Annotated in this window: 16 protein-coding genes; 10 read left to right on the top strand and 6 right to left on the bottom strand. The window is 46.3% G+C overall.

Features of this window, described 5'->3' with window-relative positions:
* Positions 1-37: 37 nt before the first annotated feature.
* The 3 genes from FXO21_RS25400 to FXO21_RS25390 are packed head-to-tail and all read left to right on the top strand — an operon-like array spanning position 38 to position 2,980.
* A complete protein-coding gene (locus FXO21_RS25400) occupies positions 38-1,048 on the top strand; it encodes a 2-dehydro-3-deoxygalactonokinase (RefSeq protein ID WP_149642714.1) in 1,011 nt (336 codons plus the stop codon).
* Positions 1,041-1,679 carry a bifunctional 4-hydroxy-2-oxoglutarate aldolase/2-dehydro-3-deoxy-phosphogluconate aldolase gene (locus tag FXO21_RS25395; protein WP_149642713.1) on the top strand — a complete coding sequence of 213 codons (639 nt, stop codon included), beginning with the start codon at positions 1,041-1,043 and terminating at the stop codon, positions 1,677-1,679. Before FXO21_RS25400 ends, FXO21_RS25395 begins: the two co-directional genes overlap by 8 nt.
* Positions 1,679-2,980, top strand: coding sequence for an MFS transporter (locus tag FXO21_RS25390; protein WP_149642712.1), 1,302 nt, complete (start codon positions 1,679-1,681; stop codon positions 2,978-2,980). Before FXO21_RS25395 ends, FXO21_RS25390 begins: the two co-directional genes overlap by 1 nt.
* A gap of 6 nt (positions 2,981-2,986) precedes the next feature.
* Here FXO21_RS25390 and FXO21_RS25385 read toward each other — a convergent pair whose 3' ends face one another.
* Positions 2,987-3,754: a class I SAM-dependent methyltransferase gene (locus tag FXO21_RS25385; protein ID WP_149642711.1), complete on the bottom strand. Its 768-nt coding sequence runs from the start codon at positions 3,752-3,754 to the stop codon at positions 2,987-2,989.
* Between the two features lie 140 nt (positions 3,755-3,894).
* Between FXO21_RS25385 and FXO21_RS25380 the strand changes: the two genes are divergently transcribed.
* Together FXO21_RS25380 and FXO21_RS25375 are read left to right on the top strand one after the other, a co-directional pair.
* Positions 3,895-4,347 carry a GNAT family N-acetyltransferase gene (locus FXO21_RS25380; protein ID WP_149642710.1) on the top strand — a complete coding sequence of 151 codons (453 nt, stop codon included), beginning with the start codon at positions 3,895-3,897 and terminating at the stop codon, positions 4,345-4,347.
* Positions 4,348-4,358: 11 nt separating this feature from the next.
* Complete coding sequence (locus FXO21_RS25375) at positions 4,359-4,898, top strand: hypothetical protein (protein ID WP_149642709.1); 540 nt, start codon at positions 4,359-4,361, stop codon at positions 4,896-4,898.
* A gap of 40 nt (positions 4,899-4,938) precedes the next feature.
* Here the strand turns inward: FXO21_RS25375 and FXO21_RS25370 are convergent, their stop codons facing one another.
* Complete coding sequence (locus FXO21_RS25370) at positions 4,939-6,348, bottom strand: DUF4932 domain-containing protein (protein WP_149642708.1); 1,410 nt, start codon at positions 6,346-6,348, stop codon at positions 4,939-4,941.
* A gap of 139 nt (positions 6,349-6,487) precedes the next feature.
* On the opposite strand from FXO21_RS25370, the gene FXO21_RS25365 reads away from it, so the two are divergent.
* The 4 genes from FXO21_RS25365 to FXO21_RS25350 all read left to right on the top strand — a co-directional run bounded on the left by FXO21_RS25365 (position 6,488) and on the right by FXO21_RS25350 (position 9,188).
* Complete coding sequence (locus FXO21_RS25365) at positions 6,488-6,940, top strand: DUF1569 domain-containing protein (protein WP_149642707.1); 453 nt, start codon at positions 6,488-6,490, stop codon at positions 6,938-6,940.
* A gap of 83 nt (positions 6,941-7,023) precedes the next feature.
* The gene (locus tag FXO21_RS25360; RefSeq protein WP_149642706.1) at positions 7,024-8,355 is read left to right on the top strand and encodes a glucosidase family protein; all 1,332 of its coding nucleotides are present in this window, start codon (positions 7,024-7,026) and stop codon (positions 8,353-8,355) included.
* A gap of 109 nt (positions 8,356-8,464) precedes the next feature.
* Positions 8,465-8,932 (top strand): nuclear transport factor 2 family protein, encoded by a 468-nt coding sequence (locus FXO21_RS25355; RefSeq protein ID WP_225865863.1) that lies wholly within the window; start codon positions 8,465-8,467, stop codon positions 8,930-8,932.
* A 28-nt stretch (positions 8,933-8,960) separates the two neighbouring features.
* Positions 8,961-9,188 carry a PLDc N-terminal domain-containing protein gene (locus FXO21_RS25350; protein WP_225865862.1) on the top strand — a complete coding sequence of 76 codons (228 nt, stop codon included), beginning with the start codon at positions 8,961-8,963 and terminating at the stop codon, positions 9,186-9,188.
* A gap of 22 nt (positions 9,189-9,210) precedes the next feature.
* Here the strand turns inward: FXO21_RS25350 and FXO21_RS25345 are convergent, their stop codons facing one another.
* Genes FXO21_RS25345 through FXO21_RS25335 form a run of 3 tightly spaced genes read right to left on the bottom strand, consistent with a single transcriptional unit; the run spans position 9,211 to position 11,569 of the window.
* Entirely contained in the window at positions 9,211-10,269 is a 1,059-nt protein-coding gene (locus FXO21_RS25345) for a hypothetical protein (RefSeq protein WP_225865861.1), read from the bottom strand.
* Positions 10,270-10,305: 36 nt separating this feature from the next.
* Positions 10,306-11,037, bottom strand: coding sequence for a hypothetical protein (locus FXO21_RS25340; RefSeq protein WP_149642704.1), 732 nt, complete (start codon positions 11,035-11,037; stop codon positions 10,306-10,308).
* Positions 11,015-11,569, bottom strand: a complete 555-nt coding sequence (locus FXO21_RS25335; protein ID WP_149642703.1) for an RNA polymerase sigma factor — start codon at positions 11,567-11,569, stop codon at positions 11,015-11,017. Before FXO21_RS25335 ends, FXO21_RS25340 begins: the two co-directional genes overlap by 23 nt.
* Before the next feature lie 543 nt (positions 11,570-12,112).
* Here FXO21_RS25335 and FXO21_RS25330 point away from each other — a divergent pair.
* Entirely contained in the window at positions 12,113-14,350 is a 2,238-nt protein-coding gene (locus FXO21_RS25330) for a bifunctional alpha,alpha-trehalose-phosphate synthase (UDP-forming)/trehalose-phosphatase (protein WP_149642702.1), read from the top strand.
* Between the two features lie 58 nt (positions 14,351-14,408).
* Here FXO21_RS25330 and FXO21_RS25325 read toward each other — a convergent pair whose 3' ends face one another.
* Complete coding sequence (locus FXO21_RS25325) at positions 14,409-14,669, bottom strand: hypothetical protein (protein ID WP_149642701.1); 261 nt, start codon at positions 14,667-14,669, stop codon at positions 14,409-14,411.
* Positions 14,670-14,862 lie beyond the last annotated feature (193 nt).

Genomic DNA, 14,862 nt, shown 5'->3' with positions numbered 1-14,862 from the left:
GAAAGCCGAATTTTTTAAAATAAATCAACCCGGAGAAATGAGTGCATGTATATTAAGTTGTGATTGGGGAACAACTTCTTTCCGGTTGAGATTGATCAGGAGTGCTGATCGGGAAGTGTTGGGGGAGCTGGTTTCCCGGAACGGCGTGAGCGACACGTTTTCGCTTTGGAAAGAACAACATGCCGGTTCCGTCTCGCGTATCGATTTTTTTAAAAACTATCTTAAAAAGCAGATTGAGAAACTAGGCAGTACGGCCGGGATTAAACTGGATGGTATTCCTGTCATCATTTCCGGAATGGCTTCCTCTTCGATTGGAATGCAGGAAATTGCCTACGCGGAAATCCCTTTCGCCCTCGATGGAAGCGATATTCAGACAAGTTATCTGGAAGAAGTACCTGGCTTTCCGCATGAGATCATCCTGCTCTCGGGGGTACGTAGTGACCATGATGTGATGCGCGGGGAAGAGACGCAGCTGATCGGTTTGAACGAACTGGTGGCGCTGCCGGCAGGGGAGGAGGCTATCTTCATTTTCCCGGGGACGCATTCCAAACATTTGTATGTAAGCGATGGAAAACTGGTCGGTTTCAGGACTTTTATGACGGGGGAAATTTTTGATATTGTGGCCCGTCACAGCATTTTGAAAGACTCCATTGAACCCTATCAATCTGCCGGTTTGCCTGCTCCGGCCTGGGATGCTTTCCTGAAAGGCGTGCAGGAATCGGGGGCAGGTGTTATTTTAAATTCACTTTTCAAGGTGAGAACCAACCAGCTTTTTGGTTTATTGGACAAGGAACAGAACGGAATGTACCTGAGCGGCCTTTTGATCGGTTCGGAAATGCAGACACTTGCTGCCGGGGGAAACAGGCAAGTTGTGCTTTGCAGCGGAAATAATCTTTTCGAACTATACAAAAACGCGGCGAATGCATTGGGATTGGTGGGCAAGACCATCATCGTTCCGCCTGACATTATTGACAAAGCAGCGGTCGCCGGGCATCTCCGGGTTTTCGGGCGCGGCAGTTTAACATTGAACAAATCAAATTATGAGTAAAGAAAAATTTTCGGACAAGCTGTTTAAAAAAGCCCCTTTGGTTGGAATTATCCGCAACGTTTCACTGGAAGATGTAAAGCAGATCCTGCCGATTTACCGGGAAGCGGGGTTGACGACAGTAGAAATCACGATGAATACTCCCGACGCAGCTGAAATGATCAGTTATGCGATCGCCCATGAAAGTGCAGGGCTGAATATCGGAGCGGGGACGGTCTGTACTGAAAATGACCTGAAAGCTGCATTGGAAGCGGGAGCACAATTCATTGTTACCCCGGTAATTAATAAAAAAGTAATCAAATCGTGCGTAAAAAAGGGCATTCCGATCTTTCCCGGCGCCTTCACGCCGACTGAGATTTACAATGTATGGACGCTCGGCGCGACGATGGTCAAAATTTATCCGGCCACTTCCCTTGGCCCGGAATATATCAAAGACCTGAAAGCGCCCATGAACCAGCTCAAATTGCTGCCGACAGGTGGCGTAGGACTTGAAAATATGAATGCTTTTCTGCAAGCCGGGGCAAACGGTTTGGGTATAGGCGGGCAGCTTTTTGATAAAAAACTGATTCAAAACAAAGATTGGGCAGGCTTAAAGGCACATTTCCAGCAATTTGTACATAAACTTTCTCTCTGATGAACAACTCCTCTTTCAAAGGTTACAGGTGGATTATTGTGGTCCTGCTATTTCTCGCTACAACGATCAATTACCTTGACAGGCAAATTATCGGGTTGCTGAAACCTATTCTGGAAAAGGAGTTTGTGTGGACGGAGACCGATTTTGCCCGCATTGTCATGGCATTTACCGCGGCTTATGCAGTCGGTTTGCTTGTGTTCGGCTGGCTGATCGACAAAATCGGGACTAAAATCGGCTATTCATTCACGATCGTTTTCTGGAGTATCGCGGGCATGCTGCATGCCGTAGCGAGAAGTGCGGTCGGTTTTGGGATTGCTAGAGTAGGATTGGGGCTGGGTGAAGCGGGGAATTATCCGGCCGCGGTAAAAACGGTTGCGGAGTGGTTTCCTAGAAAGGAACGCGCACTTGCGACCGGGCTTTTTAATGCGGGAACCAGTGTGGGGGTGGTGGTAGCATTACTGCTTGTTCCCTGGATATTAAGTGCATATGGCTGGCAGGAAGTGTTCTGGATCACCGGTGCGCTGGGATTTGTCTGGTTGATTTTCTGGTTGATCTTTTACGATATTCCCGTCAGACAGAAACGTTTGAGTGCTGAGGAGCTGCATTACATTACCAGCGGGCAGGATCAGGACGAGCATGAAGCGGAAAAGCAGCCGGTGAAATGGATCAAGCTTTTTACCTTTCCGCAAACCTGGGCATACATCACCGGGAAGGGCCTTATCGACCCGATTTACTGGTTTTTTCTTTTCTGGTTGCCTTCCTATTTCGCATCCACTTTCAACCTGGACCTTAAAAAATTCAGTCTCGAATTAATGATCATCTATACCGCAACCACCATCGGGAGCATCGGCGGCGGGTATCTCTCGGGCTGGTTGATCAAAAAAGGCTGGCCGACATTAAAAGCGAGAAAAGCAGTTTTACTTGCCTTCGCCGTGCTTGAATTGTCGGTAATCCTGATCCAGTTTGCGGGTAATGTGTGGGTAGCAGTCGGGCTGATCAGTTTTGCGGTGGCATTGCACCAGGCCTGGGCTACCAATGTATTCACGCTACCTTCGGACCTGTTTCCGAAACAGGCAGTGAGCTCGGTCGTGGGAATCGGCGGAATGGCCGGTGCGGTCGGGGGAATTTTGTTTCCGATCCTGATCGGCAGCCTGCTGGATTCGTACAAAGCCGCGGGGAATCTTGCCGGTGGCTACAACATCATCTTCACGATCTGTGGCTTTACGTATCTCGTAGCGTGGTTTATTATACACTTACTGACTAAAACACCGAAAGTCGTGGAGCTGGATGAATTGCGGTAAGAATGTTCAAGCAAACCCTCCGTCATTTTCCTCAAAGCTGTGCCTGCGCCTGGGCTTGAATTTGTTTTTCCACGATTCCCAGAATGTTTCCTTCCTTTTTTCGATCTGCACGTAGGGCGTGATTGTCATTTCTCCTATTTGTTTGTGAAAGGGTTTTTTGCGCAACTCTTTGTCGAAAACTACTACGCTGTCATAGAAGGAAATGCAGCTGATATTTCTGGTAATATCATTGAAGGACAGTTGATTATCGTAGTGGATGTGACTCTCGTAAAGGGTGTCGATCAGATTTTTTGAATGTTCGATAAAACTACCCGGCTTCCTTAATCCGCCATAAAACTCGGTCCAGTAGGAAGTGTGCGTGTCTTCAACAAGATAAACCCCGCCCTGCTTTACTTTGCCGAAAAGCGTCTCAAAGGATATAAGCTGCTGGTCCATCATGTGACCGCCATCGTCGATGATAATGTCCAGATCGGGGATCTGGCTGGCAACATTTTGAAGGAAGCTTTTGTCGCTTTGCGAGCCGATAAATATGGTCGTATTTTCCTCTTCGAGTTTTTTACAATCCTGGTTAATGTCGATTGCGTAAATATGTAGGCCTTCACCAAAGTATTTCTTCCAAAGCTGCATGGACCCTCCGTGCGAAATCCCGATTTCAAGGATATTCACTTTTTGTCCTTTGTACCTGGCAAAATGCTTTTCGTAAATATCAAAATAATGGTCCCACTTGTGAATGAGGTTCCCCTGGTGGGTGTAAAATAGCTCGCGGATATTCATTTGTGTTTTGTGTTGTGTAAATATCAAATGGAAGTAAGAATCATTTGCCGGTAATATCTACCCTTACTTGTCTTTTTATTTCGTATTGCCTATTTTCAAACGAACAACAATGGTCATTCTTTTGAAATCAGCGTGGCAGCATGCATAAAATAGTACGAACAACTTCTGAAAACCCGGATTTCGTAACCCTGGTGAAGGCGCTTGACGCTTATCTGGCGGTAACTGACGGAGACGAACATGCTTTTTACTCGCAATACAATAAGATTGCAAAGCTCAGGCATGTGATTGTGTGCTACGAGAATGGCATACCGATCGGCTGCGGGGCTATGAAAGCTTTTGGTGAAGATGCAATGGAAGTAAAGCGGATGTTTGTGGCTCCTGAGGGTAGAAACCGGGGAATCGCGACGCTGGTATTAGCTGAGCTGGAAAAATGGGCCGCCGAACTGGGTATGAGCCGCTGCGTGCTGGAAACAGGCAGGCGGCAAATGGAGGCGGTGGCCTTCTATCAAAAGAACGGGTACCAGGCTACACCCAATTACGGGCAATATATAGGGGTTGCAAATAGTGTTTGTTTTGAAAAGAACCTGGCTTAAAGAGCAGCACAATGCCAAAAACGGGACAAAATGACTTTTACGGAGACCAGGTCGTGAATTATCTCGGAGCGGTTACGGTCGTAGTTTCGAATACCCTGAACGTAATCGGACTAGCACTTCCATTGCTATATTCGCTAAGTCGAATATTCAAGTGGACGCTGGTGACTGGATTTTTTGAAGCTATCGGCAAGAGTTGGACACCCTTCCAATTCATTGTCTTCATGGCATCACCATTCCTTCTTTCGGCACTAATCAGAATACTTCCTTCTCTGGTTGGTAAAATCCGTAAGTCATGGCTGTACCCGAGCGGATCATTCACGCAGGAGGGCATAGGCAGGCTGATCGACAGATCCAGCAGAAAAGGCCGGAACGGGCAAAGACTTCATTTCCTAAGGATCGCTCACCCGCAGGATCAGTCGGGTGTGCAGGTTGAAGTCGATGAAGAAACCTATTTCCAACTGCGCGACGGACAAACCCTGCGCGTACGTTACCATCCGGAGAAAAGAGATATGTTGTATCTAAATGTAGCAGAAGTAAACACCATTTTATAATGTATAATGCTTTTGATACTTTTTTGATGTAAAGTAAGTATTAAGCATTTTTCTCAAACCAGCTCACAATCTCAGGATACAGATCTGCTAATACCTGTCCCTTTTTGCGGTTTTTATACAGCCTTACCAAAAACTGGTCGAATGCGGCAAATTTCTTGAAACCGCGCAGGTTGACCATCATATCCTCGGTTCGACTGATTAATTTCCCCTGCTCGGCTTTGGGCGCGTAGTCGGCATAACGCAGGCAGACCAGCGCCCAATTCATGTATTCGTTGAAGGAAGAATAGCCGTCAGCATAATACTTGGCCGGTTTTTGCATATCATTCCAGACATTCAGATCGGCAAATGCTTTATTTATCCTGGCCGCATATTCCGGCTTTTCACTTTCCGGATTGATGAATGCGTGGTTAAGCTCAGTGAACAGAATGCTTCCTGCTTGTACCAGAAACGCTTTTTTTGAATATTCTTTTGAGCCGATACCGTCCATACGCGGAAAATTGACGTGCGCCTGTGCTTCTCTGAAACCGTCGTAGTCGAAGCGAGTTGCAGACTGATTACTGCTTACCAGGGGAGAAAAAATGATCTTGAATGAATCGTACCTGGTGGAAGGGAAATTGACCGTCAGCCAGTTTTGCATTTCCTGCACGCCGATCGAATCCCGGTAGCTGGCGATCAGGCGGTCGTAGTATGGTTGATGTTTTGCGTAAAAATCGGAGAAATTGCTTTTTTGGCCAAAATCCTGCAAGCCGGCAATCTGATGTTGGAGATTATTGCCATCCGAAAACCCCAGGCGGTCATAAACAGGGCTTTTGACGACCTTTTCACCACTTAGTTCGAATGCGTAGGCGTCCATTTTCAATGCGTGATAACCATCCGGGCTTTTCAGGTCTGCATTGATGCGTTCTACCACGGGCTCATTGCGATATTTATCGAACCATTGCAGTACCTCGGTATAGTAGGGGATCTTTTTATCGATCATCCCATTATCTTTCCTGCCTTCGGTCGTCAATGCAAAAACGATATTGACCAGCTCGTAAAATGGCGGAACCTCGACAAAAGTTTTGCCGGTATGCGATTTTTTATAATCATCGGTGAAATGTGCGCGGGGAACAAAAGGAAAACCTTTGATCGCAGTGAGGGCACTGTCTTTTCCGTTAACCAGTATCACAAAATCGTAATAACTGTCTGGTTTGATGAGAAATCGGATCGAATCCTGGTCGGTGATAAAGGTGACCGGCGTGCCGGCGGGTTCTACGTATATATCAAAAACATCTGGTTTGAGGGAGGGGTTGATATTCCAGGATCCCTGTTGCAATTCGTTTCCTACCCGGATGTTTGCCGAAGATTTCGCGGCCCTGATGACGGGTAACTGCTGGGCTATGCCTAATAGGGAATGAAGGATCAGAAAAGTAGCTGCTGCGAAATGTCTCAGTGGTACGTGTAGCCTCATGCGTTTGTCTGTATTTTTTAAGCGTTTGGCAAAAAAGTCAGCTGTTTCAGCTTTTCTATTCTTATTTTGACAAAAAGTTTTATAGCCGGCACCCTGTCAGGGTTCGACACGTAAGGCCTTAACCAAACGAAATTATTTCATGGAGAACATTTTCCTTCCCGAAACCGCTGCAAACCTGATCGCCCGGATCAACCATCTGACGCCTGAGACCAAGCCGCTCTGGGGCAAAATGAATGCGCCTCAAATGTTGGCGCACGTGAATGTAGCTTACGAAATGGCTTTTGAAAACAAACACAAAAAGCCTGGTGTATTCATGCGTTGGATGCTGAAAATGTTTGTGAAGGATACGGTGTGCGGCCCTAAACCCTACAAACATAATTCCCAAACAGCACCGGCATTTCTGATTACTTCTGATAAAGATTTTGGAACTGAAAAAAATCGACTGATCGGCTATCTGAACAAATCAGTTGAGTTGGGGGAAGATTACTTTGATGGCAAGGAATCACTTTCGTTCGGCAAACTGACGAAGGAGGAGTGGAATGTGATGTTTCATAAACACCTCGAGCATCATTTGTCGCAATTTAACGTCTAGGTCAATTCTGCTGGCAGGTGCATTCAGAGGAAAGCCGGGTAGTTGCTCCGGGTAAAATTGCATTGGTAACCGCTTTTTTACCAATGAAAAAGATAGCAGTACTTGCTTTTATCTGGGCGACACTTGCAACCCCGCTTTTGGCGCAGGAGACAAAGATCATCTCCGACGAGGACCTGAAATTCCTCAGGCAGCTCACCGGGGATGTGCTTGATAATTCACGGATCCGCGCAGGCCAAAGTTTGCCCGCCCCTTATGGGAAAAATAACACCGGCGGAACGCTCATCCGGCCGGGTGGGAGGGATACTTACCCTTCCTTCTGGATCCGCGACTATGCGATGTCGCTCGAAACGGGGCTCGTTTCAGCAGCAGAGCAGAAGCATATGCTCCTGCTAACTGCCGCTACGCAATGCGATCAAACGTGGATCACGAAAGGAGGCAGCCTGGTGCCGTTTGGCGCGATCGCCGACCATATCCGTGTCGATGATAAAATGCCGATTTATTTTCCGGGTACTTACGATTATCTCGGGCAGGGTACGGAAGAGTATGGGATGACGCCACCTTACTGCGACCAGTTTTATTTTATAGAAATGGGGTACTATTACTACAAAAGCACCTCTGATATTGATTTTTTTAAACAAAGTACTAACGGGAGTACTTTGCTGGAACGACTGGAAAATGCGTTCCGCGTGCCACCGACGGATATGACCGATCACCTTGTCTTTACAACCGGCAATTTCCGAGGCGTGGATTTCGGGTTCCGGGATGCGATCAGGATCACAGGAAAGCTGGTATATCCTTCATTATTGAAATACAGGGCCGCAAATCAGCTGGCCGAACTCCTGGAAAAATCCGGGGAGAACAAGAGGGGTGCGACCTACCGTGAGATCGCTGAGCTTATCAAAAAGACAATTCCTGCAATATTCCTGGACACAAACGGAATGTTGCGTGCTTCGACAGGCAAGAGCGGACAGCCGGACGTGTGGGCGACGGCACTGGCTGCTCATTGGGGAATATTGGACAAGAAGCAAATAGAAGCGGCGAGCAAATTTTTTGTCTCGGCTTTTAAAAATGGTACACTGTCTTACCGCGGAAGCGTGCGGCACGTGCTGACAGATCAGGATTTTGATAGCAACACGGCCTGGGAAAGCGCTATTGTGCCAAAAAACACTTACCAGAATGGCTCTTATTGGGGGACACCAGTCGGCTGGGTTGCATTACTGATCGGGCGCACTGACATGCAAGCAGCTCGGAAACTTGTTTCGGAATACATCAGCGAGCTGCGGGAAAACGATTTCAGGAAAGGACCCGGTTTTAGTTCGCCGGTCGAGTGTTTTACCGACAAAGGTATCCGCGGACCCGTCTACCTGACGACAGTCAGTTGTCCATTCATTGCATTGACAAGCGACGAACGATGATCGGATTTACAGAGAGATAAAAAAAACGGGATTGATTTGTTGGCTTTTGACAAGTAAAGATGCCCTTACGCGTATTTTTAACAGCAGGAATAGATTTAAACCAGAGCATATGACTTACCAGAACCTAAGATCCGGTGTATTCGGCGGAATGGCCGTTTTGCTGTTAACTTTTATTATTTCACAAAAAAGCATGGCCCAAAGTAAAGAAGAAGCGGAAGTTGCAAAAGCGGTAGAGTCGCTAAAAGCATTGCTCGTTGAACCCAATCAGAAAGGTTTGGAGGAAATTTCCTCCAAAGACCTGAGCTACGGCCACTCGAATGGGCTGGTTGAAGATCAGAAGACATTCGTGGAATCGCTGGTTAGCAAAAAGTACGATTTCGTCACGATGGACCTGACCGAACAGACGATCAGGGTTGTAGGTAATGCAGCCATCGTGAGGCATATACTGACCGCGAAAACCAACGACGCGGGAAAGGGACCCGGAACGGCGAACATTAAAGTATTGCAGGTTTGGCAAAAACAGGCAAGCGGTAAATGGATTATGATCGCGCGGCAGGCAGTAAAGATTCTCCAATAACGGTAAATACTAATAAACCTCTACCAATATGCTTGCAACGCTATTTGCTTTCATGGGGCTGGGTGGCGCCGAGGTGGCTATCGTGGGCCTGCTGATTCTCGGTATGGTCATTTGGGCCCTTATCGACGTGATCAAGTCTGAGTTTACCAGGCCTAACAACAAGTTTGTCTGGATCCTGGTCATCGTATTCATGCCGATCCTGGGATCATTTTTGTACCTGATCATCGGCCGGGGACAGCGCGCGACCAGGTATTGATTTATCTGCAAGGCAGCTGATGCTAGCGGCCCAATTTGATCCCGAAAGAGACATAACCAAGGTTCCCGGTTTTTCCTGGTGAAAAACCGGGATTTTTTGTGTGGGTACCATTTAACTGCCGCGTTTCCAGGGGTACATATTGCGGATAATACAGGACAAACAGCCCAATCCATTTGTAGCCGATTTCCGCCAAATAACTGAACCCGAGCGTGTGTTTCTTGCTGAAAACACCATGACCGGTCCCCGTCGTGATCGGACCATCATCGTCCCCAGCCGTCGGGCCGGCGTTACTGATAATGATGACCGCATTGGAATATTGTGATGGGCTTGCGTTCTGAAAGTTTCTGTTGTAGTTCAATCTGGCACCCACATTGAGATAAAAGGTCGACAATCCATTCCTGTTCTTCATCGCAAGTCGGGGCGCAATTTGTACAAAGCTTTGAAACGCATTGAAATCCGACTTCAAAGGCGTAATCTGGTTTTCTTTCAGCAATTCCCTTGCACGGTCAGTTACCTGTTTCAGATCCCCATTCGACACGGACTGAACGCGGTTCCAGTGCAGATACCTTTGAATATTCAATCCGATACCTGCTCCATAACGGAAGGAAATGGCATATCCCGGCCGGTCGTTCAACTTCATATCATGCACGACCGACAAGCTGCTGGTCATCTGATTTTGCATTACAATATCATTCGTCAGGGTGCCGGTAGGGTGGTTCATCAGCGCGGGCGGGGCCTGGAAAAAGGTGTATCTATTGACATTGTATCCCACTCCAACATGCAAATTCAGGAAGGTATTGGCCAGGTATTGCTGTCTTTTCGTTGGCTTGGCAGGTTCGGTGATAAATTCTTTATTATTTAGGTTAATGAATTGTTTATCAGTTCCTTGTGGGTCAGCTTGTGCCGCATTTAACTCTTTCAGGATTTTGTTGAGATCGATCGTTTCCAGCTTTTTCAGATCTGTGGCTGATTTTCCGTAAAAAATAATTTTGCTGTCATTTCCGGCATTGAGAATAATCGTATCGGCGGCGGCCGTTGCTGGGGCCGGAAAAATGACCATCGAGAGTGTTAATAAGAGCATATTCATGGCTAATGGATTGGTTTATTTGAGCTTTAACTATTGATTCGGCTTTTTGGGCATTTGGATTACGGGAGGTTTTTCGACGAAACTCTGATGTACAAATGACCATAATGTAAGTTTACCGACGTTCCTGTTGAATTGCAGTCGCATTTTCCTTGCCTCCCTGTCCTTCTTTACCTGATCAAAAACGCGCTGCAAGCCGGATTGCTGAACCGTTTGTTCGTCAGGCAAGTCAATGTGGGCCACCAGTACCTTCTCGCTTCTTCGGGCCGGGTTCTCCGTTTCTTCTGATTGATTAATGATTGGATCCTCACTAATTACAGTTTGATTTTCCGCAATTCCGGATTGGTGAAGTTGCAGATCTTCCATGCCAGTATCGATACGGACTGTGGCTGGCGCGGCCTCTGGTAATTTTGGGTCAATTGTATTTCGGCTATCAGTACTCCTGTCTGAGTCTGGTAATTGGTGCGTTATGGGAAGGTTTTCGGTTTCCCCTTCAATCTGTTCCAACGGTTTTTGGCTGGCTGCTGGCAGGCCGGGCTTTTTAATGCTCACCACCACATTCTGCTGCTTAGTCTCAGGTATGTTAAGCAGCACGAGCACAGCAAGCACAACCGAGGCGGCAGCATAGTGCCACCATAGTGTGCGCGTTTTTTTTGCCTTTTGCTGAATATCCGACCAGATCTTGTCCGGATCATATTCATCCGTCCCTGTTGTCTCCGTCAGGGCCGTTTCTTTTATTTTTTCAAATAATCTTTCGTTTCGCATAATCCGGGTCGAGTTCGATGATTTTTCTTTGCAGCATATTTTTTGCCTTGCTCAACTGGGACTTGGAAGTACCCGGACTGATTCCCAGCAGCTGCGCAATCTCTGCGTGCGTGTAACCTTCTATTTCGTACAGATTGAATACGGCGCGGTAGCCCGCAGGCAAATCTTCAATCAGTTTAAAAATCTCCGCGGCGGTTAACTGTTCGACGGTCGCGTCGTCCAGCACATGGTTGTCACTATCCTGCTCGTTGAGTAAGTCAAAACGTTTGTCTTTTCTTAAAATATGGAGGCATTCGTTCACGACAATTTTCCTGATCCACATTTCAAATGGCGCTATTGCCTGAAACTGGCAGCTTCCCATTTTTTTGAAAATAATACAAAAGGATTCCGAGACGGCGTCCTCGGTCTTGGCATTGTCGACCAGGTACCGTTTTGCAAGCCGGAACAAAATCCTTCCGTAACTGTTGAAGACCATTCGCTGGGCAAATGCATCTTGTTGCTGGGCCGCATGAATGATTGAAAGGTTTACCAAGTTTCCAATGGGTGAATCGCTATTATAATGAACTCATCTGTCAAACGGTTGCCTGGCCGGTCAATTTCTTTTTTAATAAAAAGTGGAGATAGCTTTTTTGTGTGGGTAAGGCATAAAAATGGCGGTCATTTCTGACCGCCTGCAACCCACAACAAAGAGTGGCACAGCATTAATCTGCGATTACTTGATTGTAGTCCTGGACTAATCTAAGGTTTGTTGAAAACCTGTATTTGTGTTCAATCATCATATTATTCTATGGAAAACAGCAATTTGTCATTGCTTGCAAAATAACCGATGATTATTTTGCGTCACGTCGAGCGCGATTCCTGTAATATGATAACAGAGGTTGCACAGCTAAACTAATGCAAATCCGGTCAACGGCAAAATCTGAAATCGAAATAGTTGTCAGTTATCAATGGCTCAGTCGGCGACTGTCAGGTTTCAACTGCCATTTAGTAATCTCAGACGTTCTAGTTGGACACATCTTAGCGTTTTGCCCTTTAATTGCCTTCTGGCACAGGTTTTGCGGGCTTTTAAATGCCTATGGAAAAATTATCACAATCAGGTAACTCCGGACGATTAATCATAGTTGCTTATCGATTACCATTTAAGCTGGTCCGGGAAGACGATCAGGTCCAATTGGTCCAGAATTCAGGAGGGCTTGTTTCTGCGGTGCTGTCCCTTGTTAAGGATCCCCGAATGCCTAAGTTTAATGCGAGCGAAAAGATCCAATGGGTCGGATTTTCGGAAAATACCGCCGAAGAACTCGAAGGACAATCACTTGCAAATGAAGAGTTTCAAGCCCATCCGGTTTTCATTTCCGAAGAAGTCAATGAAAATTACTATGAAGGTTTCTGCAACAATCTGATCTGGCCGTTGTGTCATTATTTTCCTTCTCTCGCCCGTTTTGACGACGCATATTACGAGGCTTATCAAACCGCAAATCAGTTGTTTTTTGACAAGCTGGACGAGATCATACAACCCGATGACACGATCTGGGTGCAGGATTACCAGCTGATGCTATTGCCGGGAATGATCCGCCGGAAATATCCCGAGAACAAAATCGGGTTCTTTTTTCACATTCCGTTCCCTTCCTATGAGCTATTCAGAATGCTTCCCGTAGGATGGAGAAAGGCGATTGTCGATGGTATTTTGGGAGCTGATGTTGTTGGATTTCATACAAATGATTATGTCGAATATTTTCTGAAAGCTGCGCGACTGGTCTCGGAATATGGGAACAAACTTCACTATATCAATATGAGTAACCGTATTGTAAAAGTCGATTCGTTTCCGATCAGTATTGATTTTGAAAAATTCAATGCTGCATTTGATGCGCCGGAAGTTGTTCAGGCAAGAAACGACGCCAGGCAGTCGCTGAAAGAAAAAATCATCTTTTCTGTTGACAGGCTGGATTATTCAAAAGGCATAATCCACCGGTTAAGAGGATACCAGCGTTTTTTGGAAAGGTACCCCGAGTGGCATGAAAAAGTGTCGTTCGTTATGGTTGTGGTGCCTTCCAGGGATACCATCGAGCATTACCAGCAAATGAAATCGGATATAGACCAGACCGTCGGCAAGATCAATGCGGACTATGGGAATATCTACTGGCAGCCGATCATCTACCAATATCGTTCAATGCCCTACCACGAACTGGTTGGCATGTACACCGCCAGCGATGTAGCACTGATCACCCCTGTCCGGGATGGTATGAACCTGGTTTGCAAAGAGTATGTGGCCAGCCGAAAGGATCGGAAAGGAGTGCTGATACTCAGTGAAATGGCGGGGGCGGCGGCGGAACTCGGAGAGGCACTTATAATCAATCCATTAGACGTACAGGATATTGCAGACGCGATCAAAATCGCATTTGAAATGCCGGTTGAAGAACAAACCAAAAGAATGGACGCCATGCGTGAACGTATAATGGATTATGACGTTTTCGCCTGGACCAACGACTTTTTTACCCAAATGACAATGCTTGAACTTGAACACGACCGGTTGCGCCAGGTATTCCTCAATAATAAAGGGATCGACGCGATCAGGAAAGCTTACGAAGCTTCCGGCAACAGGATATTATTTTTTGATTACGACGGTACACTTGCACCTATCGTGGCGGATCCGGCGAAGGCGATTATCTCTGCCGATGTCAAAAAGCTGATAGGTGAAATTGCGCAGCGGGATACTGTTGTGATTGTGAGCGGCCGGGATAAGGATTTCCTCGATAGTTTGTTCCACGATCTGCCGGTCCATATTATCGCTGAACATGGCGCTTTGATAAAAACGAAAGGCTCGGAAAACTGGGCATTGAATGAGAGCTATGAAGAAGGCTGGAAAGAAAGTATCCGCCCGATTATGGATTTATACGCGAAACGGTGCCCCGGCGCTTTCGTAGAGGAGAAGGAAACCGCACTTGCCTGGCATTACCGCACCGCCGACGAGAAGGAATACGCTACCCGGCGGGCCCAGGAACTACTTTGGCAACTTAAAAACTACATTCAGCCTGAGTTGAATTTGCAGGTGATTGACGGAAATAAAGTTGTGGAAGTGAAAAAAACCGCATTCAACAAAGGGACAGCCACACGGATGTTTGTCGACAACGGTAATTACGATTTCATTCTGGCGATCGGTGACGATACTACGGACGAGGATATGTTTGAAGCTTTGCCGGACACCTCGTTTACCATCAAAATTGGTGACGATCTGTCCGCCGCCCGCAACCATATCAGAAGTCAGGAAGAAGTCTTTTACTTTCTGTCTTTTATGGTGTCTGCTATCTCGGAGTAAGCAAAAAAAAGCCTGCCGCAGTTTAATGCGGCAGGCAAATAAAATTAACCGAACAAACTCAGGCTACATTAACTTTCGAAAAGTCACTCCCTTCATTAAGGTTCTCTAACTTCACAAAATGGCAGACATAACCTGCCGAGCGGAGTGTAGCCTGGATCAGGGTGAAGTCTGAAAGTTCTGAGGTCAGTGTCAATAAAAATTCCTGAAAGTCGTAAGCCCAATGTTTAACATTAAGCTGTTTCAGGCAATCGTGCAGTCGCTGGAAGGACTTGTTATTTTGTATTCGTGTTCTGAATGAGATTTTATACTTACTGGCCATTGTTTGATGAAGGATTCTTTTGATGAAACTGGCTTTCGCCATACTACTCTGTAATGCTAGGTAAATATCATACTTATTTATAATAATTCCAAATAAGTATGACAACTAAATCGCTTTTACGTAAAAAAGCTCTGCAACCGGATTCTTTCCAAAGTTGCAAAGCTTTTTTGATATTCTTTTTATTATATTATTA

It is taken from the genome of Dyadobacter sp. UC 10 (genome assembly GCF_008369915.1).
Taxonomy (GTDB): domain Bacteria; phylum Bacteroidota; class Bacteroidia; order Cytophagales; family Spirosomataceae; genus Dyadobacter.
The sequence above is the reverse complement of the archived record's forward strand: the minus strand, read 5'-3'. Positions and strand labels throughout refer to the sequence as shown.

Bases quoted from the DNA above. Each gene is read 5' to 3' on its own strand.
- FXO21_RS25350 (WP_225865862.1), top strand. From the start codon at position 8,961: ATGCTTGCAACGCTATTTGCTTTCATGGGGCTGGGTGGCGCCGAGGTG.
- FXO21_RS25375 (WP_149642709.1), top strand. From the start codon at position 4,359: ATGCCAAAAACGGGACAAAATGACTTTTACGGAGACCAGGTCGTGAAT.
- FXO21_RS25390 (WP_149642712.1), top strand. From the start codon at position 1,679: ATGAACAACTCCTCTTTCAAAGGTTACAGGTGGATTATTGTGGTCCTG.
- FXO21_RS25355 (WP_225865863.1), top strand. From the start codon at position 8,465: ATGACTTACCAGAACCTAAGATCCGGTGTATTCGGCGGAATGGCCGTT.
- FXO21_RS25395 (WP_149642713.1), top strand. From the start codon at position 1,041: ATGAGTAAAGAAAAATTTTCGGACAAGCTGTTTAAAAAAGCCCCTTTG.
- FXO21_RS25325 (WP_149642701.1), bottom strand. From the start codon at position 14,669: ATGGCCAGTAAGTATAAAATCTCATTCAGAACACGAATACAAAATAAC.
- FXO21_RS25370 (WP_149642708.1), bottom strand. From the start codon at position 6,348: ATGAGGCTACACGTACCACTGAGACATTTCGCAGCAGCTACTTTTCTG.
- FXO21_RS25345 (WP_225865861.1), bottom strand. From the start codon at position 10,269: ATGCTCTTATTAACACTCTCGATGGTCATTTTTCCGGCCCCAGCAACG.
- FXO21_RS25385 (WP_149642711.1), bottom strand. From the start codon at position 3,754: ATGAATATCCGCGAGCTATTTTACACCCACCAGGGGAACCTCATTCAC.
- FXO21_RS25340 (WP_149642704.1), bottom strand. From the start codon at position 11,037: ATGCGAAACGAAAGATTATTTGAAAAAATAAAAGAAACGGCCCTGACG.
- FXO21_RS25365 (WP_149642707.1), top strand. From the start codon at position 6,488: ATGGAGAACATTTTCCTTCCCGAAACCGCTGCAAACCTGATCGCCCGG.
- FXO21_RS25330 (WP_149642702.1), top strand. From the start codon at position 12,113: ATGGAAAAATTATCACAATCAGGTAACTCCGGACGATTAATCATAGTT.
- FXO21_RS25360 (WP_149642706.1), top strand. From the start codon at position 7,024: ATGAAAAAGATAGCAGTACTTGCTTTTATCTGGGCGACACTTGCAACC.
- FXO21_RS25380 (WP_149642710.1), top strand. From the start codon at position 3,895: ATGCATAAAATAGTACGAACAACTTCTGAAAACCCGGATTTCGTAACC.
- FXO21_RS25400 (WP_149642714.1), top strand. From the start codon at position 38: ATGAGTGCATGTATATTAAGTTGTGATTGGGGAACAACTTCTTTCCGG.